We start from the raw sequence: 20,340 nt of genomic DNA on the forward strand, positions 1-20,340 counted from the left end.
AGTTTCATTTTAAACCGTGGACCTTTCTCATTAAATCAATATCCATCTTCTCCTTTTCTCGTTGCAGAGAGAGGATAGCGGTGCCGTTATTGAATTCATTCAGGAAAGTATATTGCTCCATCACCTCATCATATATTTTGTCAATAGCCTGCAGCCGTTCATCATCACTCATACGAAGTTTACCTGCCGTGACCACCATAGCCAGTTCATCCAGTGTTTTCAGACATTCTTTCAGCAGGTTGGCATATACATTTCCCAGGTACTCGATTTCAGTTATCGTAAATTGTTTGGTGCCCCGGAATTCTGCGAGTGCAGCTTTACTTTCTTTCACCAGTTTCAATTGAACCCTGATAATGTCCGCAACCTTACTGTATTGCTTTACAGCAGGACTGACCTGTAACAATCCGTCCAGGAAATCCCGGTGCAGGTTGAAATTGCCCTGAGAAATATTTTTGATTGAGGTATAGCCCTTCTCCAGAATCTGGTAACCTGTCTTCATATGCGAGAGCATGAGTTTTAGCTGAGCCAGTTTTTCTACATTCAGAAGGAGTTGCTTGGCTTCCTGTGATTGTGAAAAACAGGTGCTGTGAATAACCAGTGTCAGCAGTATCAGTAACTTTTTCATAATAATGTATTTTACCCCCCCTTTAGGGGTTGGGGGTTAATCCGTATAATTTTTTAATATATTCGATCTCACCTCTCGCAGATGCCCGCTGAAGACTGATAAGTTTATTCTGGTTGTTAAACTCTTTCAGGTCCATGAACCCCTTTTCCATTTCATCAGCGGCTGTATTGATAATTTCCATCCTTGCCGCATCAGTCATCTGGGTGGTAAAGGCATTCACAACAAGGAGCAACTGGTCAATAGCCTTGACACTTTCTCCCAGCATTCCGGTATAGACCTCGCTCATATACTCCAGTTCTGCGGCCGAAAAATTCCGGTCCTGCCGGAACAGGGCCCAGGTTGCCTTGTATTCCTTTACCATGGCCACCTGGTCTTCAATTATATCTTTGATCCGGTGATAATAACTAAGCGCATTTTTTACCTTCTTTAGTTCCTGGAAATACTCATCATAGAGTTTTCGCTGCTTTTCCACCCAACCGCTGATCTCTGTTAACTTCGTTTTGGATAAAACATTCTCCAAGGTTTTTTGGGCATTCTGCAGCCAGATCGTTTTATTCTGGAGTTTCTGGATCTTCAGGTCAACCGCCACAATCACTTTTTTGATACCGGCTTTGATAATCTCGGCTATCGGAAACTGGGCCTGGCAATGCACACTCAGAAGTATCGCCAGCGTTATCATTAATTTTTTCATACACTAATTTTTATGGATACAGGTGTCCTCCCGAAATTTCGGGAGGACGATCCTGTATAGCCGCAACCAGGAATGGACATGAAAAAGATCTTCTTTAATTGATGGTCAGTTCGCAGCCATTGCAACCACCCTCACAGAAATATATTTTCTTAGCTGCTGGTTCACCCGTTCTTGGCGGGAGATTAATCACCTTTAACATGCAGGCCTGGGTACCTTCACAGTCACAACTTGCTTTTTCAAGAAAAACCTTCTCCTGCTGTACCAGATAGAATGATACACCCAGTACAGAAAATTTACCATAGGCCTCCAGCGGAGAAACATTGTTGCTGATGACCCGGATCATTTCCTGCACTTCCGGCAAACTGAAAAATGCTTCCTTATCTGCAAGATGGATCACCCGGTCAACACTATAGCCTTTGTAGGTAAACTTTCCGGTACAGGACCCTGTACAGGATGATTGAAGACATCCAAAGCCAAGACCGTCCGCATAAAATACCTGGCAGGCATTATTCACCACACTGCAATAGCAGGCGTAAGTGGCAAACACCGGTAGTGCCTTCTCTGTAAACGATATTTCCTTAGAAAGAAAAGCATATCCTTCAGGCAATTCGACCCTTATTTCCATGTTATCCGGAGTGATACACAGTTTTGTACCCGCCGGCAATATGATACCGGTTTCCCCTGCCTTTACGGGCTTATCAGTTAATATTTCCTTGCCGCAGACAGCCATCTTTGCCGCGGCATTTGCAGTTTTACCCACTTCAGTTCCGGATTGCTCTTTCTTTTTGCAGGCAACGAAAAGCAGGGTACTTAACAAACACACACAAATCATTCGCTTCATAATACTTGGTTTTTATTGTTTAAATAATGAGTAATCGCTTTTTCTATATTCCCGTTAAATTGCTCGGCCAGTTGCATTACTTTGAATTTTTCAGTTTCTTCTGTTGTATAGGCCAGGTATTCCTCTGCAGATACTTCCACCCGGTAAACTTTGGAAAGCATACCTCCGAGGGATATAAAAACCTCTTTATATTTTTTACCGGGATCGTTGGCCTTATTGATAGAAAGCACCTGGGCTTTTTCTTTTTCAGTCAGCCCGAGTAATTCCTGGATCTGGTCAAACTTGTTCTGGTATTTGGACTGATCAAGAAGTATCTTACAATCAGAATTATTAATAATGGCCTGCTTCACAACCGGGGAGGAAATAATATCTTCTACCTCCTGGGTTACTACGATGGCTTCGCCAAAGAACTTACGGACCGTTTTAAAAAGATACTTGATATACTCTGCCATACCCTCCCGGGCAATCGCCTTCCAGGCCTCCTCAATCAGGATCATCTTACGGATACCTTTCAGTTTCCGCATCTTTGAAATAAACACTTCCATGATGATGATCGTAACGACCGGGAACAGGATCGGGTGATCTTTGATATTATCCAGTTCAAAAACGATAAATCGTTCCTGTAACAGGTCCAGGTTTTCGGTGGCATTCAGCAGGTAATCAAATTCGCCACCTTTATAGTATGGCCGGAGTACATATAAAAAATTTGAAACATCAAAATCCTTTTCCTTGACTTCATCCCGCTTCAGTACTTCAACAAAATCGGTTTGCAGAAATTCATAAAAAGTATCAAAGCATTTGAAAACTTCCTTCTCCCCTTCAGGGGCGGGGGTATAATAAAGCTGCAAAGCATTGGAAAGTGCAACATACTCGCTGCGATTAAACGTTTCATTATCCTTTTTCCAAAGAGCCAGTAATAAAGTCTTGATGCTTTCCTTTTTTTCGGTATCCAGCATATCGCCTTCCCCGATATGAAAGGGATTGAAACGAATGGGATTCTTTTCCTCATAAGTGAAATAATATCCTTTCACTAGCTGGCAAAGCCCTTTATAACTATGCCCTACATCCACCAGCACAACATGTGTTCCCTGTTCATAGTAGGAACGCACCATATGATTGGTAAAAAAACTCTTTCCGCTTCCGGAAGGCCCCAGAATAAATTTATTCCGGTTGGTGATCAAGCCTTTTTTCATCGGCTCATCACTGATGTCCACATGCACCGGTTTGCCATACTGCCGGTCGCCTAATCGGATTCCACAGGGAGAAACCGATGACCGGTAATTGGTCTCCAGGTTCAGGAAGCAACAGGCCTGTTCAGCAAATGTGTCAAATGAATCATTCATGGGAAAGTCGGCTTCATTACCCGGTATGCCCGCCCAGAAGATCTGAGGCACCCCCGACAGCTCTTGCTTCGGTACCGCATCCATCTGGGACAGGGCTGATGATACCAGGTTTCTTGTGTCCTTCAACCCGTCTTTACTATCCGTCCACACTAACACATTGAAATGGGATTTCACAGGTAGTCTTTGCTGGCTGATGGCTTCATTCAAAAATTCATTGGTGGCATCCCGGCTAATGGCATTTTCTCTCGAATAGGCACTCAGAGAATGCAGCCGGAGTCTCTTGCTTTCCAGTTTCTGAATCGTTTTCTGCGGGTCTTCAATAAAAATGTACTGGTTATAAATATGATTGCAGGGTAACAGTTGCCCTAATGGAGAGGCAAAGCCAACACTGAACTTAGTTTTATCTGTAGAGTACTTGTCATAGTTGATCCGGGAACCGCAATAAGATGGTAAATCAGCGGCATCGGCAAGAGTAAACAACTGGCAATGATTGGGTCCGACTTTCAGGCCATCATCAAAGCTGATATCATGGAGAATAAAGGATTTTTCATTGGGTTGCAGGTTCAGGTATCGTTCTACTAGTCCGCAGTATTGTTGTTCACCGCTCAGTTCTTCATTGGTAAGTCTTTTCAATTGCATTAACCCGCTGTCATTGAGAATACGTTCAAACTGTCCCGCATTATCCAGGAAATCCTGTAAAAGCTGTGGCTTCAATGTTTGCTCCGGAACAATGGACCGCCGCAGTAAATTGGAAAATAGAGAGGAACCGGGTTTTCTCCCGGCTGGCTTTTTGGTCAGTAGGATATAACACTGGTGATCCAGGTAAGGCCGTTCATTAAAAAACCGTTCGCTGGCACGGGATAAAAAACTAACGCCGATAGCGCTGAAATCTGCAGCATGTTTGGATTCGGTGAACCAGTCCTGCTTATGAAAGACGGTTCCCGAAGGAAGTATCTTAATGGCACGGATCAGGGTTTGGTGCAATACTTCGTACTCCTGGTCTGACAAGGTAAAGAGTTCGGGTAGTTGCACTTCATAAGCAATGGTAACATCACCTTGCTTGGACAAAATGCAATCATGCTCCACGCCAAAAATGGGTAGTATATCTTTTATTTGTTTTTCCACAGTCCGGTGAAGGTTTTTCTTGAATAGATTTTTACAACCGATGGAACGGATCTTCTCGCCAGGGTTTTCATCATTCCATGCTCCCCGTATTGGCGGCTGAGTTTATAGACATGCATAAACAAACCCGTTCCTGCAACAACGATGATCAGTAAACAAATAAATGTGTTAACCCCGCAGATATACAGGATGGCAAACAGGATCAACAGGGCCAGTAAGCCGCCACCCAGGTACCAGATATATTGCGCCTTCAGTCCCTTGAATTCTATCGGTCGGTTGATGCCCTTATTTACAGTATATACACTAGTTGACATACAGGAATTGTTGAGTGAATTTTTTGCTGGAATTGCGCAGTACGAGCTGGTAAATACCCGGAGCCAGTCCGTTCATATCAATCTGCCGGATCAGGTCGCCATTGATATGATCAATTAACTTGTTTCGGACAGCTTGCCCATCAGGTGAAATAACCGTGAGAATATACCTTCCCGGATCAGCATTTTTTAATCGCAGGGACAATTCTGCTCCGGTAACAGGATTGGGATAAATGCTGAAAGACTGATCTGTCGCAGTGACCGGGATATTTCTTCTTACAACCACCACATTACTGTATAAAACACTGCCCGAATTTTCAGTAGCCTTGATCCGGTAATAGGTGATTGCTGCTGTCTGGCTGCTGGAATAAGTATAATCAGTCCTTTCTCCACTATTACCGGTAGGTAGTATTGTTCCGGTTGGCTGAAAGACAACAGCATCCGATGAACTTTCAATGGTATAATGTTGAATCTCGGATTCAGTCATATTGGACCAGGAAATGGTTACCCGGTCAATTGCGTCAATCTCAGCCCTGACATTGGCAAAACGAACTGGCAATACGACAGTTCCGCTTGTATCATAAGATAGCAATCCCCTCCGCACTAATTGAAGCGGGCCACCACAATGAAAATTATACAGGTTATAGGGAGGCCCAGGGAATACGGACTCCGGGCTGAAATTGACATTGCCCGGATTAAAATAATAAGGATGCATAAAATCATACCAGGGCAAACAAATATTCGGGGCGGGAAAACATTCAATCGGCTGACCCGTACCTCCGTCCACATCCCAGTAAGAAACCGTGATAAAGCCACAATCCAGTTCATGGCCATTCACTACATAATGTGTGGCAGCATTGGGATCACAATCAATATAGTTCAGCCCAAGGGTATTGTAATAAGAAACGACTTTAGGGGCTGGCCAGGCATAGCCTGGGTAATTATTACCCGTGGAATCCAGAACCCCACCCATCACATTACCATATTGCAATCCCTGTTTATACACCCAGATATCATAATTGGATAATACAACAGGCGTAAATACATTCTGTGTGCCATTAAAACTGACTGTAAAGAAGGAAAGTATCAACCGGTTTTCTCTTTTCGGGGGATTGGGTGAATCATCCACCAATCTGGTTTCAGTATATCTTGCTCTAACACCGATATACTGTGTAAACCCAAAGAAATGCATACAGAGCAATGCAAGCAAAAGAATAAACTTCATTTTCATAAGTATTGATTTAATTGTTGATAATCATTTTAAATTGCCCCTCCTTTCAGGGAGGGGTTGGGGAGGGCTACACACCAAAAAAGCTTCGGATGACTGTGGCTACCACCACAAGGAACACGCAGGACCCGAACCAGGCAGCAGCAACTTTGCTGGTATCCGGGTCACCGCTGTTCCATTTTGAATAAACCTTTACGGCGCCGATCAAACCAAGCACCGCGCCAACAGCATACATCAAGTTGGTGCCTGAAGCGAAATAACTTCGGACTTTTGTATTGGCTTCATTGATACCGGCATTGCCATCCTGGGCAAATGCACAGGCGGTTATGATCATTAACAAAAAGAACAGACTCCTTTTTTTCATACTCTCAGATTTTAGTTTTCATTTATATTGTTCCCATATGGGGAAATAGGGTGCGGTGCTCCATCACGTCATTTCCATAGGGTCCTCAGATCATCCTCTCCCAGACGGATGGAGCATTTATTTTGGCATTCTGACAGAATAAACCGGTTAATCGAGTCCCGGAAACCGGGGTCTTCTATCTCCTGGTAGGATTGGATCTTCTTTTGTAATGCCAGGATGAGTTCACTTTTATTCTGTTTGTTCGCAAATGTTCCTTCCAGGTCACGAAGGATAACATTTATATCCTCCCCATCAGTTCCGGAACTGAATACAGCATCTGAAATGCGGGGTTATAAATTGGGCAATGAAAACTTTGCCTTATAGATTATGATCCAGATAAGGAAATAATAGATAAAACTTGTCAGGATAATAACCAGCCAGAATTGCGACCAGGAAATGTTTTGTAACATGTCGTTTCGTTTGTAATGCAAATATGGGCTGGCGGGAAAGCGATCTTTCAATAGATGTTCCCGAGTCGGGAGAAATAAATATTCGGATAAGAGGGAAATAATCAGAATTCCTGAATAGCAGAGGTAATACTGTGTGGTGGAAATACATCAATAGGGGAAACAAGTGACCAGGTAACCCTTCTAATAACCTTCATCCGCTTCATCCATCCGCTGGATCAGCCGCTCCTTCAATTGATCCAGAAAACTGGTCCTGTTTTTTTTACGGATACGCATTTCCTGGAAAACATTGTAAACGTTTCCCAAATCTACCTGGAAGGTTCGTTCAAAGAAATTGGTCAGGAGCTTAATATCGGCGGTACCATTATTGATCACACCGGTTGTTTGCAGGGAATATATCAGCTCGATCAGCGAAACTTTAGCACCGGTCCATTGTAGTTTCTTCTCAATGTTTTTAGGTTCAGGGGGATCCGTCAGCTGAATAGAGGATATTGCTGTATTAAGATAGATGCGGAGAAGTTCATAGGCAAACAGTTTGGAGACCTTATAACTCTGTGTCGTGGAGAAACTATGATCTATGCTCAACGTAAGATCATCCGGTAAGAGCCGTACATCTTCCTGTCCCCTGATAAAATAGACTTCATCAAAATGCGTGGCCCCGCTTCTGTAGTATTGATAGAAATCTAGGTTATTATCAAAAAAATGCTTGATCCGGTTGAGATGCGATTCCAAATAAGCAATTTGGACTTTGTCGCTGGCTGCGGGCCGGTTAATCTCAATATGAAATACTTTGACGTAATAAATAAACTGAGAATAGAACTTGGGTTTCATTTCCTTGAAGAACTCAATTTCTTCCTTGCTGTCCTTCAGTGGGTTTTTCTCCACCATTTTTCTTAGCTCCTGAAGCGATTCCTGGCATACATTAATGCACTGGGATGTCTCCTTCAGTAGTGGGAATGATTCTGTCTGGATTTCCCGTATCCTTTCTTCCATTTTCTCATATAATCGTTGCATGACGGCTCGCATATTGTTCAAATGAGAAGTGAAATATATAAAGTTGGTGAAGTCCTTTAGTTGTTCAAACAGATACAAGAGCTTTTCAAAGTGAAATCCTATGCAAACAAATAGCGCAACTATCTTTTCACTTTGAATAACCAAAGTGCAGAATCGTTAGCTGAGATTTAGTATATGAAAAGATCGCTGCCAAAACAACTGTACATTGAAATTGTTGTAGCCCTCTATGTGCTGCTTTTTTTGTACACAGCGATTATGAAGTTCAGGGATATTCCTTTCTTTATCGGTTCAATATCGCATACGCCGGTACTTAGGCCCTATGCCACCCTGCTTGCAGGAATGATTCCTGCCATGGAAATAGCCATAGCCATTTTGCTGATCATCCCCCGTACAAGACATTATGGATTATTGACCGGTACCGGGTTAATGGGAATTTTCACGTTGTACGTGGCATTCATACTTGCAACCATGGAAGAACTCCCATGTTCCTGCGGGGGTGTACTCCAGCAGTTGAACTGGAAAGAGCACCTGGTTCTTAACAGCGGGTTCCTGCTGGCTGGGATATTAGCTTGCTACTGGAATAAACATTTTATCATGATAAACAGGAGTAGCCGAACACCTGTGATATAGTAGGCATTAACCGTTTAAATATTGAAACATGAAAAAGTATTTGATTGCGATTTTCGCCGCAGTGCTGGCGATTACATTCAGTTCCTTCAGTTCCGGCACTAACCGTGAGCAGGATGAATATTATTTCCAGGACAGCAATGGCTGGCATGCGATTGAAGCGTCTGCTGTATGTCCTGAGGGATCTGCAATTGTCTGCCAGATCGATAACCCGGAAACCCCGACTATTCCTAACGACCTGGTTACAGTGTACAAATCCATGTCTGCCACCTCTGGCAATGAACTGAAATACAACGAGTAGTTTTCGTAGCGTTACAAGGTTAATGCCTTGTAACGCTTTCGTTTTTTGGAGTCAGTACAAGAACCTTGGTCGGCTTTTCCCTATTTACTAAATCAAACCCATTTTTATTTAGCTGCGCTTTTAAGGTGGCAAAATCTGATAATACTCCTTCGATTTGAATATCTATATTGCCCTTCATATTTGTTTCATCGATGATAACCGGATCAAATGGATAGAAACGACGAAGTTGAACAAGAAGATTAAATCGTTCACAGTTGTTCACCTTAATTTCAGTGTTAGACGCAACCCCTGAGGTTACTTTATATTTGGTAGCGACCTTTGTGGTATCACCGTTAATAGCGATAAAAGCCCAGTAAGGCATTTGTTTGATATCCAGGCGGGCTTTAAAAGGAAAAATCCGCTGCAAGTCCTGTTGCATCCATTCAGTAATGTCGGTCTGCTTGGAATCAGTACATCCAAAAGAGTAATTGTATTTTTTTTGAAGTAATAATGAGTCAGTAGAAGAGAAATCTTCCAGCACGGGTGTAGTTTCTATTTGTGCATATAGGGAGTCCCCATAGTATAACATTCTCCTTTTCAGGAAGGCCAGTTGGAATAACTGTTCCATCGTAGCAGCTTGTGCCTGGAAGGAAGTTATCCTTTTTTCTATTGCAAAGGGTGCGTCTAAGAGTACGCCATCCTGTCCTTCTGAAAGTTTGCTTACGTAAATAATATTGGGCGGGCCTAATACCTTGTTGCTATGAACTTTGGGTGGAATTCCGTTATGAATGAATTGAAATAGATTTTCCTGATTCACAACGGCTGTTCCAGTTTGCGCTATAATTTCTCCTTCACTATTGACCCATACAAGGGTAGGATCATACCTGATAAGTAAAGCTTTAAAGATAGCAGTATCAAATGTAACCGGGAATTCGTAGTGATAAAACTCCTTATAGTGTTTGTAATCTGTCTGTGTTTTGTAATTGTTTCTGCCGATTAATGCCACTTGTAATTGGTCCCCAATTGAATCCTGGAGTGATTTCAAACGAAGCAATGGATCATAAGCACCCGAACAGGCAGAAGAAAATAAATAGAAAATACGCGGCTTTGAATTATTGACCTCTTTTTGAAATTCTGTCGATAGATCTTTGAAAGGAAAGGGCCTTCTCCTATAATCATTTTGCCCGAAAACGGTTACGTAAAAAAATAGGGAAAAAGCGATTATTACTTGAATACGTTTCATTTTCTAATTTTTAATATCCGGGGTTTTGCTGCATGCCGGGATGCCTCAGCATCTCGATAAGTGGTATGGGAAACAATTGATCAGTGCTTACCCAGTTGCTTCCTTTGATGTTTCCAAGTATAGTGTTGATTTTACCGCTTCGTTTCAGATCAATCCACCTGTCGCTAAACTCTCCGAACAGTTCACAGCGACGTTCTTTATAGATAGCGTCCCGTAATTGTTCTTTTGTAAGCGTTGAAAGCGCTGCTAATCCGGCCCGTAAACGAATAACATTCAGATCGGCCAATCCGTCACTTAGCTTGTCCAACTCCATTCTCGCCTCAGATCGTATAAGAATTATATCCGCCAACCTGATCATCATTGTATATTCTGTAATTGAAGGTGCATTTTGTCCAACCTTATACTTATACCACCAGTAATAAGTATTGGCACCTACTGTTGTGGTCTTTACCCAGTTGATCTTTCGCTGGTCACCGGCTGAAAAACTATCGATCAGGTTTTTTGTAAGGCTTATAACCGTTGGTGTAGAACTGGTAGGCTGAATCGTACCTCCGGCATAGGAATTAAATCCGGCAATGTTTGCCTGCAATTGCCAAATGGCTTCTGAACTGTTTTTCAGGAAAACATTATTCAGATTGCTGGTTAAGGAATATGATGATTGAGCAAGAACATAATTCGCCGCTTCTTCTGCCTTCGCCCAGTTGCCTGCATTCAGGTATACTTTGGCAAGCAACGCCATTACCGCGGCTTTATTGACACGCACCCTCTCTGTGGTAATATTGTTCGTTGCACTTAGATAGTGGCTCGATACCAGGTTTGAACTGGTTGTAAGGTCAGCAATAATCTTCGGGTAAATTCCATTAGCATCCTCCTGAACTTGTGCGAGATTGACCCTGTAGTCAGTGGAAGTGTTAAAGGGAATATTCCCAAAATACTGGAGCAAATAAAAATGACACCATGCCCTGATAAAATAAGCCTCGCCTAACAGGTAATTTTTAATAGCAGGGGTAATATTGCTGCTCTTCTCAATACCCCTGATGATCGCATTAGCCTGGTAGATATAAGAATAATAATTGCTCCACATGTTGGTAACAGGTCCGTTATCGGGAGTAATGTTATTGTTGGATATCGCCACCGCGTCTGCAGCAGTGCGGTAGTTAACAGCTTCATCCGATGCTGTTCCGAAAATTAAGAAAGATTGATAGGCCAAACCGGACGACTCCATTTGGGAGTAGATACTTAGCAAAGCGGCAGTCGCCGTTGCATCAGAGTTAAATAATGTTTCTCCGGTCAATTGTGTATCAGGACTACCTACATCCAGGTATTTTTTGCAGGAGGTTAAAAGAATAATTGCCAGATAAAGGATATAATAAGTTCTTGTCATAGCTAATTTTTTTAAAGTTTGTACAGCAATCCCAGCGTAAGCATACTAAGCGGAGGCATCAACGATTTTGTTTCAGGATCGAAACTTTGGTATTTAGTGATGGTAAACAAATTTTGCCCTTGTAGGAAAACCTGCAATTCACCAACTTTTGTTTTTAAGGCCTCATAAGACAAGTATAGATTCCGAAGACGGATAAATGAAGCGTTACTGTAAGCTGCATCACTTAATCTTAAATTGGAATAGCCTGTAGTAGCAAGACTGTTGGAATTACTGAAACGCTGAATGGAGGTAATGTCTCCAGCATGCTGCCAGCGATTCATCACAAGCCTAGGTTGATTTGATACTGTTCCGGGCCGGCCGAACAGAGATAAATAACTGGTTGCATTTTTTTGCCGGACGAATTGAAGATTCAAGCTTATTGTCAACTTTTTATATTGAATGACGTTCTCGAAGCCGCCATAATATTGTTGGCCGGTAAAAACTACTGATTGCTGATCGTTTGGGGCCGATATTTTGTTGTCACGATCAACGTCCTGGTAAATATATATTCCGGTTTGGGGGTCTACACCAAGGTTAAAATAGCGTTTAGCAATAGTCAGGGGCTTTCCTATAACATACGTATTGGCATAGGAAGAGTTGGCCAGATTATCGAACGCCAGTAGCTTGTTCTTCGGGATAGTAAGATTGAACGAGGTCGACCATTTTAAATTCTTTTGCTGGATATTAACGGTACTCAGTACTATCTCCACACCGGTATTTCGGATCTTTGCTGGGAGGTTCCTCAATATACCTGTAAACCCGGTACTCGGAGGCAATGGATATTGGACAAGTTGATTGCCCGTTGTATTGTGATAATAATTAAGCCCGATCAGTACGCGGTCTTTCCAGAACCCCAAGTCAAGACCTGTTTCAACTTTATAAACCTTTTCCCAGCTATATTCAGGATTATAAAGCTTGTTTGGCTGGTAAGGTGTTATACCTAAATAGGGGAAAAGTGACGGGGTATACAAATCGAAATAATTGTAATCACCAATTTGATCATTACCGGTAACACCAGCACTAAATTTAATTTTTCCGAAGCTGATTAATTTGGACTTGGATAAAAAATTCTCTTTCGAAAAGACCCATGAAGTACCAACCGACCCAAAAGTCGCATATCTGCTTTCCGGTCCGTACCGGCTTGAACCATCTCTTCTTGCATTTAACGTAAGCAAATATCGTTGCTTAAGGCTTGCAGTGATTCGGGAGAATAACCCAGTATACCGGTAAGAGAGGTTGGTTTCTCCGTTGGTAGTCACGGTGGCGGCTGCACGCAAACTATTCAGGAGGTCATCACTGGGATAACCCGTACCTGTTTGTGAAAGTCCTTTCTGGGAAGTTGATTGAATCGTTCCGCCTGTAAGTACTTCCAGTCGTAACGACTTTAAGTCACGCTTATAATTGATTTGTGGCTCTATAATTAGCGTATTGATCATATTACTTCCAAATCCTGCAGATACTGAAGCATTCTGGGCTGGGTCGAAAGATGATTTTGGGGTTCTGATTCGGTCGCTAGCACGAATCATAGAGTAACCGACAGTAACCTTAGCTTCAAATCCCGGAAGAGGAAGAGCCGCTAAAGAAATAGTATTAATTGAACTTTCAGATTCACTTCGGTAGGTCTTCCTTAAAGTACTCAAAGGATTAAGCCAGGTAGAGTTTTCCCAGTTAAGTTCACCTGTTGGTTTGTATAAAGCAGGAGCATTAGGAGCGATCAGGATTTGACTTGTAAAATCTCCCTGGGGTAAATAAGTGTCATTTCTTGAATAAGTCGTAGCGACATTTAAGTCAAATCGATTGTCTTCAGTATGATGGTGAATATTTACACCTGCCGAAAATTTCCTTTCTCCAAAATCATCGTCCGGCAATACTGTTGATTCCCGGTGTATACCGGTATTGAAAAGGAATTGAGTGAGCGCAGTGCCACCACTAACATCTATCTTTCCATCAAAAACACGCATAGTATTGCCAATAAATTCCTTTTGCCAGTCCGTATTTCGTGTTGTATCCCATACAAGAAGGTCAGGTGCATTAGCTGTTGTCGGCGTCGTTCCATCGTTTCGATATGCTTCGCGTCGCATCTGGATATAATCAGGAGTTTGAAGCAGTTCCAGGTTGCGTGTGATCCTTCCGAAGCCGCCATATGTTCTTGCCTGAACCCGGGTTTTCCCTGCTGTCGGTTTTTTTGTGATGATTAAGATTACACCATTCGCTCCCCTACTGCCGTAGATGGCTGTGGCGTCCGCGTCTTTAAGCACTTCGATGCTTTCAATATCGTCAGGGTTTAATATCGCTAGAGGACTCGAAAAAACGCCTGCACCGCTGAAAGAATTTATGGTGGTAACCGGGTACGGTATTCCATCTACCACGATCAGGGGATCGTTCCCATTAACCAGGCTATTCTGCCCCCTTATCCGGATAGTGTATTGTGAACCCGGACTGCCGCTTAATGGTGTCAGTTGAAGACCGGGCACCAGACCCACCAAACCGGCCAAGGGATTGGAAATGGGCTGTTTGGCTATCTCATTGCTTTTCACACTGAAAACAGTCCCGGTACTAAGCCGCCTTGAAGTCTTGCCGTATGCTATCACCATGGTTTCATCCAACACACTCATCCGCTGCTGCACCACGATCAATTGATAACTGTTGGAACTGGCCTCCAGTTCCTGCGGTACAATTTCACCACCAGTAACGAGTAAGGTGGCTTTTGCTGGTAAATTCAGGAAATAGAATTCGCCATGAACATCGGTGGCCATGGCCAATCCGTTTTGTTTGATGGTAATGGTAATCCCGGGAAGCGGTTCATTTTCGGTATTAACCACCTTTCCCCGCAATTCCCTTGTAAGCGGGACTGGTTTTTCAATAATCTTTTTTCGGACAATAATATGTTTTCCTTCTATACTGTAGCCAAGCGGCTGCTGGTAAAAGCATAACCGGAGAATGGAATCTAAAGGGGCATTGCTGACGGTAAAACTGACAGGGTTGCCCAGGGCCAGTACTTCCTCGGAGTACAGGAACCGGTAACTGCTCCGTTACTCAATTTGGTCAAAAACCTTTGCCAGGGATGCCCGTTGAAACGAGAAGGAAAATGATTGTGCCGCCCCGTTGAGTGACACAAAAAGGGAAACTGGTAGTAGCACTTTGCGCAAGAATCGGTGTCTCCATTTTAGGGTTAAAAGCATAGCTTTGGGTTGTTTGGGTGAATCAATAATCGTTTCCGCGATATAGTTGGGGTAACCCAGACACGCCGGGGAGTGTTAGCGCACAACCCGGTTTTTTATGGGGCTACCTTACTGAGTGACAATAATGGTTTCGCCTTCAATTTGAAAATGTACCTGCCCGGTTGCTTCCAATAATTTCAGCAGTTGGGAAATGGGTACATTCCGGTCAATAGTTCCGGTAAAATGATCGGTTACTTTACCTTTATAAACAATCCTGGCATCATACCAGCGCTCCGCCATCCGCATCACTTCTTCAATGCTGGTATTCTTTAATTTAAATTGGTTCTTTGTCCAGGCAACAACCGGAGAAATGTCAATTGTTCTGATCTCCCATTCGCCCGGTCGTATAATAATTTGTTGCCCCGGTAAGAGTTGCTCATTTCGATTGGCAGCATTAACATTTATTTTTCCCTCCGTCAGGGTAATACGTAACCCGTCCTCATTGGGATAAGCATTCACATTAAAAGCAGTGCCGAGTGCTGTAATATCCACTCCATTTACCGTAACAATAAAGGGATGAGCAGCATCTTTGGCTACTTCAAAATAAGTTTCTCCTGTTACCATGACCCGCCGTTCGTTTCCGGTAAACCGGGAAGGATACCGTACAGAAGAACTGGAATTGATCCAGGCCTTGCTGCCATCCGGTAATACCAGTTCATAAAAACCCTTGCGGGGGATGCTGATCTCATGCATTTCAGGTGCTGATACTGTACTTGTGTAAACAACTGTGCCATTGACAATCCGCACTTCGTTACTGATGATGGTATCACGCAGGTTGGTCAGATCTATTTTTTTACCATCGGCCAGTGTCAGGGTGGCGGAGGCTTTACCGGGCAATATATCCGCTGTTTCAGTACCGGTTGAAGTAACAGTTGATTCATTTCCCCGAAGGCCAAAATAATAAATCCCTGCACCCAATAACAATACTGCACTGGCTGCTGCTGCATATCGCCAGATAGGTATTACTTTCCCTGGTTTTGTAAATTGTAATCTTCTCTTGACCTCCTCCAGTTTTCGTTCTGTATCCCGCTCAGCGTACCATGTCAAAAAATCACGGACCATGGATTCGTCCGTCAGGTCCTCGAAGATCTGCATGTTGAGTTCACTTTGCTGCATCCACCGGTCCAGTTCCTCTTCATCTTCTTCAGAAATAGTTTCCTGGATGAACTGGCTGATCAGGTATGCTGCCCTGAAATTTTGTTCAAGTTCTGCCTGGTATGGTACCGAAGCTTTCATACAATAAATTTAATTGTTAGGCGCCGTAGGTATATGATCCGGAAAGGACAAAATGCCGGACATACGAATCCCGGTTTTTTTTCTGACATTTAATTAATCAAAGTGAAATTTTAGTTTTCCTAAGTGCCATGATGGCCCGCAGGTGTTGCCGGGTTACGGTGTCGGGTTCAATATTGAGTTGGGCGGCGATTTCTTTGTTGGACTTTCCTTCTAAATAATACAGGCGGATGATTTGCCGGAGAGATGGGGAAAGCGAATCGATGAATTGATAAAGTTCCCTGGCCGTTTCAGCCGCAATAACAGCTACTTCAATACTGGGTTCATTTCTGACCGGCTCATTTAACCCAACCTTCCTTTTCTGCTTTTCCAGGTGTTTCAGGCACTGGTTTCGCACAGAACTGTACAGGTAGCTTTTAATAGCTTTTATATGACTTAACCGCTCCCGGCGTTGCCATAGCTGCACAAAACAATCCTGCACCAGGTCCTGGGCGGTATCGGGATTGGAGATGATGCGGTTGGCAAAATAGCTAAGTACAGAAAAGTATTCCCGGAAAAGGCAGTCAAAAGCAGCCTCCTCTCCCCGCCGGAAGGAGTCAGCAAATAAAGGGTCCTGTGTACCTTTTAGCCGAAGCACTATAGCGATACAATGTTGACATTCCGGGGAGTCTTTGAGTGGAATTCGCAACAAAAAAAAGACGTGGAACTCCACAAATCGGCTTGGAGGCCCTAGGAGGCCCTTGGACACAATAAGGGAGCCCACGCCTAAACGTGAGCCCTTGCTTATCGTCTTGTGTCCAATGAAAATTCCTAGGTTTCCAAGACAAGACTCAAAGCGAAAGCTTCAAATAAGTTAATTCAATATGAAGATTCGCAAATTATTTAACCAGTTATAAAAGTATGAAAAAAGATACATTTCGTATGCTTTTGATTACATAATGTTAGTTTTTAGCAACTTATACACAGGACGCCGCTAACTTTTCAGGAATCACAACAACAAAATGGCGGCAGAGGAAAAACAAAACTCATTTAAAGGTCTGAGATCAATGTTTCTTGCGGGAAGCGTAAGCAAAATGCGTGACATTGAAGACCTATACCCGACAAATATTGCAAAATCTCTGGGTTTAAATCATAGCAGGTATATTGAAAAATTATACAAACCAGAGGAATTTAATTTCAGACACATTTGGGAGCTTTCTAAATTGTTGGATTTAGATGTTCAATTAATCATTGACGTAATAAAAAAAGAGCTTACAAATAAATCAAAAGCAAGTAAGAAAAAATCATGACACTATACTAGTTCTGCTACCAAAATGCCCGCCTTCGGAAAATGAACGAGTATTAAAATAATGGGGCAAATGCTGGTGTTAAGTTGCAGAAGTAAAGGCTGCAGACATCCTTTCTTGTTCAGCAGTAGAAATTTTACAGGCTGTTGCCACTTTCCTCCAGTCTTTCACTACAGTGGAAATATGTTGTATGATCTGCGCAGCTTTACCATCTGACAGACGAAAATAACCCGCTACTTCCATGGCGGTATCCAGATCCAGTGAGTTATCTGTTTCTGTGATAGCCAGGCTTAGCCCTTTTCCGTATTCATTGGGGTTAATATCATATGCCGGGGAAAGCAGCCATCCTTTTTCCGAAAGTAAAAAACCGTGGTTACGCAGGTGGTCGTCGGTGTTTTTAACGCAGATACTGAATACAATTCTTCGCCAAAGTTCCTCGAGATCATTTTCTACCGAAGCGCCGTGCCGGGATATAAACTCCATCAGTTCCAGGTAACTTGCGCCGGAGGCTTCCTCTCCGTCCATATGACCCAGCAAGGTCATGGCAGAGGCAAAATGAATCCGTTCCCCTGCAATGGTCCTGTCAAAACGTTTTGTGAGATAGGTATGATAGCGGTTGTTAAACTGCAGCAACCTTCCTTGAGCGACATTGATCCCTGCGCTTATGGCAAGTTGATTGGTTACCATTTCCCAGGCTGCTATATCTTTATCATCGTTCCTGCTGGGGAATTTTGCGATCCATAAATTATTATGTTCATCCACCACACTTGCTTTTGGCCGGGCTCCTCCTAAAGAAGAACCAGGGGCTATCAACAAATCCACCCATTTCAGGTATTCCGGGTCATCTGTATTGTCTTCTTCAAATTTAAAACTCGCATGCTCCAATTCTCTTAGCGATGTCCATGGTGGAGCAGCCATTGTCTTGTTGTCGTTCAGGAAAGGGCCATCATGCGCTGATTTAAAACGCAGTGCACCCATCCTGTGCCCATCATATACGCCTAATAAAAAATCTGATTCCAGTAATTTTTTTGCAGCCCTGCCCTCCTGTTTTGCTATAGCAACTTCCCTTCGTTGCATCAATACTCTTCCCCACCTGTCAGGACATGAATCCAGGAAAACACCAAAATTGGGTTTATCATCCCGTGGATAATAGGACCCTGAATAAAGTTGCAGGTCTGGATCTATCATTTGGGAAAAGCCGGATTGCAACCATTCCTCCGCATATTCGAAAGAAAAGGTTTCCTTTCCTTTCGATGCTGTAACGGACAATATACCCATTAGCGAAGGCGCTTGTAAACCCAGCCAATGAGCATACACTTGAATTTCTTTTTTTGAATTTGTTGCTGCCATATCTTTATTTTCTGGGTGCCCTTTGCTTTACTGTCAATTTTGCATCCTGAAGCTTTCTGCCTAGTAAATCATCCGCTGCCACTTTTAATAAATCCTTTTCCAGGTTCAATACAAAAAGCACCTGGGCATAGGAGCCCATAGCAACCCCCGGTTGGCCCTTTTCTATGGAGTGCAGGGTTGGCCGGCTGATATTAGCCCTTTCTGCCACCTGCTCTGCACTTAACTTACGGCGTAACCGGGCCAGCTTAATATTCTCACCAAGTTCTGTCAGGATTTTAGCGGTGCTCGGCAATAGTTGAGGCTTCCTACCTTTCATAATGCTAATTATATTTTACAAATATATCATAATTTGTAAAATATTATTTACATTAAAACAAACTTCCAGCATATATATTCAGGCTAAATAGACGGCTGCTTGTAAGGTATTGTTGTTCAACACAATAAGCAAGATGACAATTTCATTATGCCTGCTCTCTTTAAAACCCCCGCCTCTCTTTTCTCCAGTCATTTGGGGTCATCTTAAACCGCTTGCGGAAGGCATTAATAAAGCCCGGCAAGGTTTGATATCCGGACAGGTCGGCGATTTCTTTCAGTGGTTTGTCGGTTTTTTCCAGCAACAGTTTGATATGCTCCATTTTCCGTTGCATCAACCGGGGGAATAATCCGATGCCAAATACCTTTTCATAGTTTTTCTTCAGCGTCACAAAATTGGTCCCCAGCTTTCTGGCCAGTTCAGGGATGGTTATTTTGCCATCCAGGTTATTGGCCATGATCCGGTCGGCCTCATACATCTGGGCGATCTGTTCGGGGCTCAATTCACCGGGTAAAACCACAGGTAGGGAGACTGTATGGGTGAACAGGATCTCACGGACTTTATTGGCATAGTAGAAGTCTCTCAGGGATTCCTGGAAAGGGCATTTCAGGATATCATACAGCATCTCAAGCAGGTCTTTAGGCACCGGCCCGGGTGGCCGGGTACCGACTGGTTGACCGCTCCCGATCCCGGCAATCAGTTCAGGGGAAAAATGGAGGGAAGCGTAAATACTACTTTCCCCTTCGGAATGATTACTGGCAAAAACAGGCTGGTCGGAAAGATGGTAGGCACCCGGATCCAGTTGAATTTCGTTGCCATCCCTGGATATAACTGAAAGCTTTCCGCTCAGCGGTATTTCCAGTCTGAGCCAGTTGTTGGGTTCTGTGGTAATGACCTGGGTGGTTTTAGCAAACTGAAATTGCCGGAGTGTAATCGTATAAAGCCGGTGCTGGTAAATATGCAGGGATACGGAATGACCGGCCCTGTCTGAGCTATATAAAATGCTGCCGGGAATCCGGAGCCCCGTGAATTTTCGGTTCGGTGATGGCTTAAGGTGGAGCGGCTCACCGGAGGACAGGCTTATACGAATCATAGATCAATCGTAGATCAAATGGAATTTCGGCTTTTAGTATATGTTTTTGTTTATCAAAGTTAAAAATAAGTTTTCCTAAATGTACAAAAGCTGGCTGGCCTATACAAACAATCCCTGCCCAGATTAAAATCAGCCAACGCCATTTTGGTAGCCTGGTAATAGCTATAAATTAAGCATCATCGTTTATTCATAATAATAAAAATGTAAATCTTCAACTTACTTTTAGCAAACTTACAATGAAAGATGCTGCTATACTATTTAAACTCATCAACACTGAAACTACAAG

19 protein-coding genes are annotated in these 20,340 nt (G+C 43.1%); 3 read left to right on the top strand and 16 right to left on the bottom strand.

Features of this window, described 5'->3' with window-relative positions; all coding sequences use genetic code 11:
• Window positions 1-4: 4 nt before the first annotated feature.
• The 8 genes from J0M30_16060 to J0M30_16095 form a co-directional block, all read right to left on the bottom strand.
• The gene (locus J0M30_16060; GenBank protein MBN8669012.1) at window positions 5-625 is read right to left on the bottom strand and encodes a TerB family tellurite resistance protein; all 621 of its coding nucleotides are present in this window, start codon (window positions 623-625) and stop codon (window positions 5-7) included.
• Between the two features lie 22 nt (window positions 626-647).
• On the bottom strand, window positions 648-1,316 hold the full coding sequence (locus J0M30_16065) for a conjugal transfer protein TraI (GenBank protein ID MBN8669013.1): 669 nt from the start codon (window positions 1,314-1,316) through the stop codon (window positions 648-650).
• A 94-nt stretch (window positions 1,317-1,410) separates the two neighbouring features.
• Window positions 1,411-2,157 carry a hypothetical protein gene (locus J0M30_16070; GenBank protein ID MBN8669014.1) on the bottom strand — a complete coding sequence of 249 codons (747 nt, stop codon included), beginning with the start codon at window positions 2,155-2,157 and terminating at the stop codon, window positions 1,411-1,413.
• Window positions 2,154-4,625, bottom strand: coding sequence for a TraG family conjugative transposon ATPase (locus J0M30_16075; protein ID MBN8669015.1), 2,472 nt, complete (start codon window positions 4,623-4,625; stop codon window positions 2,154-2,156). The genes J0M30_16070 and J0M30_16075 overlap by 4 nt, the downstream gene beginning before the upstream one ends.
• A complete protein-coding gene (locus tag J0M30_16080; GenBank protein MBN8669016.1) occupies window positions 4,610-4,936 on the bottom strand; it encodes a DUF4133 domain-containing protein in 327 nt (108 codons plus the stop codon). Before J0M30_16080 ends, J0M30_16075 begins: the two co-directional genes overlap by 16 nt.
• Window positions 4,926-6,164: a T9SS type A sorting domain-containing protein gene (locus J0M30_16085; protein MBN8669017.1), complete on the bottom strand. Its 1,239-nt coding sequence runs from the start codon at window positions 6,162-6,164 to the stop codon at window positions 4,926-4,928. Before J0M30_16085 ends, J0M30_16080 begins: the two co-directional genes overlap by 11 nt.
• Before the next feature lie 67 nt (window positions 6,165-6,231).
• The gene (locus J0M30_16090) at window positions 6,232-6,525 is read right to left on the bottom strand and encodes a DUF4134 domain-containing protein (protein ID MBN8669018.1); all 294 of its coding nucleotides are present in this window, start codon (window positions 6,523-6,525) and stop codon (window positions 6,232-6,234) included.
• A 629-nt stretch (window positions 6,526-7,154) separates the two neighbouring features.
• The gene (locus J0M30_16095) at window positions 7,155-7,985 is read right to left on the bottom strand and encodes an RteC domain-containing protein (protein MBN8669019.1); all 831 of its coding nucleotides are present in this window, start codon (window positions 7,983-7,985) and stop codon (window positions 7,155-7,157) included.
• Between the two features lie 174 nt (window positions 7,986-8,159).
• Here J0M30_16095 and J0M30_16100 point away from each other — a divergent pair, with 174 nt between their 5' ends.
• Both J0M30_16100 and J0M30_16105 read left to right on the top strand, forming a co-directional pair.
• Window positions 8,160-8,615: a hypothetical protein gene (locus J0M30_16100; GenBank protein MBN8669020.1), complete on the top strand. Its 456-nt coding sequence runs from the start codon at window positions 8,160-8,162 to the stop codon at window positions 8,613-8,615.
• A 28-nt stretch (window positions 8,616-8,643) separates the two neighbouring features.
• A complete protein-coding gene (locus tag J0M30_16105; protein MBN8669021.1) occupies window positions 8,644-8,913 on the top strand; it encodes a hypothetical protein in 270 nt (89 codons plus the stop codon).
• Between the two features lie 19 nt (window positions 8,914-8,932).
• Here the strand turns inward: J0M30_16105 and J0M30_16110 are convergent, their stop codons facing one another.
• The 5 genes from J0M30_16110 to J0M30_16130 form a co-directional block, all read right to left on the bottom strand.
• Window positions 8,933-10,135 carry a hypothetical protein gene (locus tag J0M30_16110; GenBank protein MBN8669022.1) on the bottom strand — a complete coding sequence of 401 codons (1,203 nt, stop codon included), beginning with the start codon at window positions 10,133-10,135 and terminating at the stop codon, window positions 8,933-8,935.
• Between the two features lie 10 nt (window positions 10,136-10,145).
• Window positions 10,146-11,519, bottom strand: a complete 1,374-nt coding sequence (locus tag J0M30_16115; protein ID MBN8669023.1) for a RagB/SusD family nutrient uptake outer membrane protein — start codon at window positions 11,517-11,519, stop codon at window positions 10,146-10,148.
• Window positions 11,520-11,530: 11 nt separating this feature from the next.
• Window positions 11,531-14,380, bottom strand: coding sequence for a SusC/RagA family TonB-linked outer membrane protein (locus J0M30_16120; protein ID MBN8669024.1), 2,850 nt, complete (start codon window positions 14,378-14,380; stop codon window positions 11,531-11,533).
• A 468-nt stretch (window positions 14,381-14,848) separates the two neighbouring features.
• Window positions 14,849-16,015: a DUF4974 domain-containing protein gene (locus J0M30_16125; protein MBN8669025.1), complete on the bottom strand. Its 1,167-nt coding sequence runs from the start codon at window positions 16,013-16,015 to the stop codon at window positions 14,849-14,851.
• A 97-nt stretch (window positions 16,016-16,112) separates the two neighbouring features.
• On the bottom strand, window positions 16,113-16,649 hold the full coding sequence (locus J0M30_16130) for an RNA polymerase sigma-70 factor (GenBank protein MBN8669026.1): 537 nt from the start codon (window positions 16,647-16,649) through the stop codon (window positions 16,113-16,115).
• A 364-nt stretch (window positions 16,650-17,013) separates the two neighbouring features.
• On the opposite strand from J0M30_16130, the gene J0M30_16135 reads away from it, so the two are divergent.
• Window positions 17,014-17,301 (top strand): hypothetical protein, encoded by a 288-nt coding sequence (locus J0M30_16135; GenBank protein ID MBN8669027.1) that lies wholly within the window; start codon window positions 17,014-17,016, stop codon window positions 17,299-17,301.
• Window positions 17,302-17,379: 78 nt separating this feature from the next.
• Here J0M30_16135 and J0M30_16140 read toward each other — a convergent pair whose 3' ends face one another.
• From J0M30_16140 to J0M30_16150, 3 genes are all read right to left on the bottom strand, one after another.
• Window positions 17,380-18,648, bottom strand: a complete 1,269-nt coding sequence (locus tag J0M30_16140; GenBank protein ID MBN8669028.1) for a type II toxin-antitoxin system HipA family toxin — start codon at window positions 18,646-18,648, stop codon at window positions 17,380-17,382.
• A 4-nt stretch (window positions 18,649-18,652) separates the two neighbouring features.
• Complete coding sequence (locus J0M30_16145) at window positions 18,653-18,964, bottom strand: helix-turn-helix transcriptional regulator (protein ID MBN8669029.1); 312 nt, start codon at window positions 18,962-18,964, stop codon at window positions 18,653-18,655.
• Window positions 18,965-19,124: 160 nt separating this feature from the next.
• Entirely contained in the window at window positions 19,125-20,054 is a 930-nt protein-coding gene (locus tag J0M30_16150; GenBank protein MBN8669030.1) for a helix-turn-helix transcriptional regulator, read from the bottom strand.
• Window positions 20,055-20,340 lie beyond the last annotated feature (286 nt).

This window comes from Chitinophagales bacterium, assembly GCA_017303415.1.
In the GTDB taxonomy this organism is placed as follows: domain Bacteria; phylum Bacteroidota; class Bacteroidia; order Chitinophagales; family Chitinophagaceae; genus SpSt-398.

Excerpts from the sequence above, each read along its gene's own strand:
- J0M30_16060 (MBN8669012.1), bottom strand. The coding sequence starts at position 625 with ATGAAAAAGTTACTGATACTGCTGACACTGGTTATTCACAGCACCTGT.
- J0M30_16065 (MBN8669013.1), bottom strand. The coding sequence starts at position 1,316 with ATGAAAAAATTAATGATAACGCTGGCGATACTTCTGAGTGTGCATTGC.
- J0M30_16070 (MBN8669014.1), bottom strand. The coding sequence starts at position 2,157 with ATGAAGCGAATGATTTGTGTGTGTTTGTTAAGTACCCTGCTTTTCGTT.
- J0M30_16080 (MBN8669016.1), bottom strand. The coding sequence starts at position 4,936 with ATGTCAACTAGTGTATATACTGTAAATAAGGGCATCAACCGACCGATA.
- J0M30_16085 (MBN8669017.1), bottom strand. The coding sequence starts at position 6,164 with ATGAAAATGAAGTTTATTCTTTTGCTTGCATTGCTCTGTATGCATTTC.
- J0M30_16090 (MBN8669018.1), bottom strand. The coding sequence starts at position 6,525 with ATGAAAAAAAGGAGTCTGTTCTTTTTGTTAATGATCATAACCGCCTGT.
- J0M30_16095 (MBN8669019.1), bottom strand. The coding sequence starts at position 7,985 with ATGCAACGATTATATGAGAAAATGGAAGAAAGGATACGGGAAATCCAG.
- J0M30_16100 (MBN8669020.1), top strand. The coding sequence starts at position 8,160 with ATGAAAAGATCGCTGCCAAAACAACTGTACATTGAAATTGTTGTAGCC.
- J0M30_16105 (MBN8669021.1), top strand. The coding sequence starts at position 8,644 with ATGAAAAAGTATTTGATTGCGATTTTCGCCGCAGTGCTGGCGATTACA.
- J0M30_16110 (MBN8669022.1), bottom strand. The coding sequence starts at position 10,135 with ATGAAACGTATTCAAGTAATAATCGCTTTTTCCCTATTTTTTTACGTA.
- J0M30_16115 (MBN8669023.1), bottom strand. The coding sequence starts at position 11,519 with ATGACAAGAACTTATTATATCCTTTATCTGGCAATTATTCTTTTAACC.
- J0M30_16125 (MBN8669025.1), bottom strand. The coding sequence starts at position 16,015 with ATGAAAGCTTCGGTACCATACCAGGCAGAACTTGAACAAAATTTCAGG.
- J0M30_16135 (MBN8669027.1), top strand. The coding sequence starts at position 17,014 with ATGGCGGCAGAGGAAAAACAAAACTCATTTAAAGGTCTGAGATCAATG.
- J0M30_16140 (MBN8669028.1), bottom strand. The coding sequence starts at position 18,648 with ATGGCAGCAACAAATTCAAAAAAAGAAATTCAAGTGTATGCTCATTGG.
- J0M30_16145 (MBN8669029.1), bottom strand. The coding sequence starts at position 18,964 with ATGAAAGGTAGGAAGCCTCAACTATTGCCGAGCACCGCTAAAATCCTG.
- J0M30_16150 (MBN8669030.1), bottom strand. The coding sequence starts at position 20,054 with ATGATTCGTATAAGCCTGTCCTCCGGTGAGCCGCTCCACCTTAAGCCA.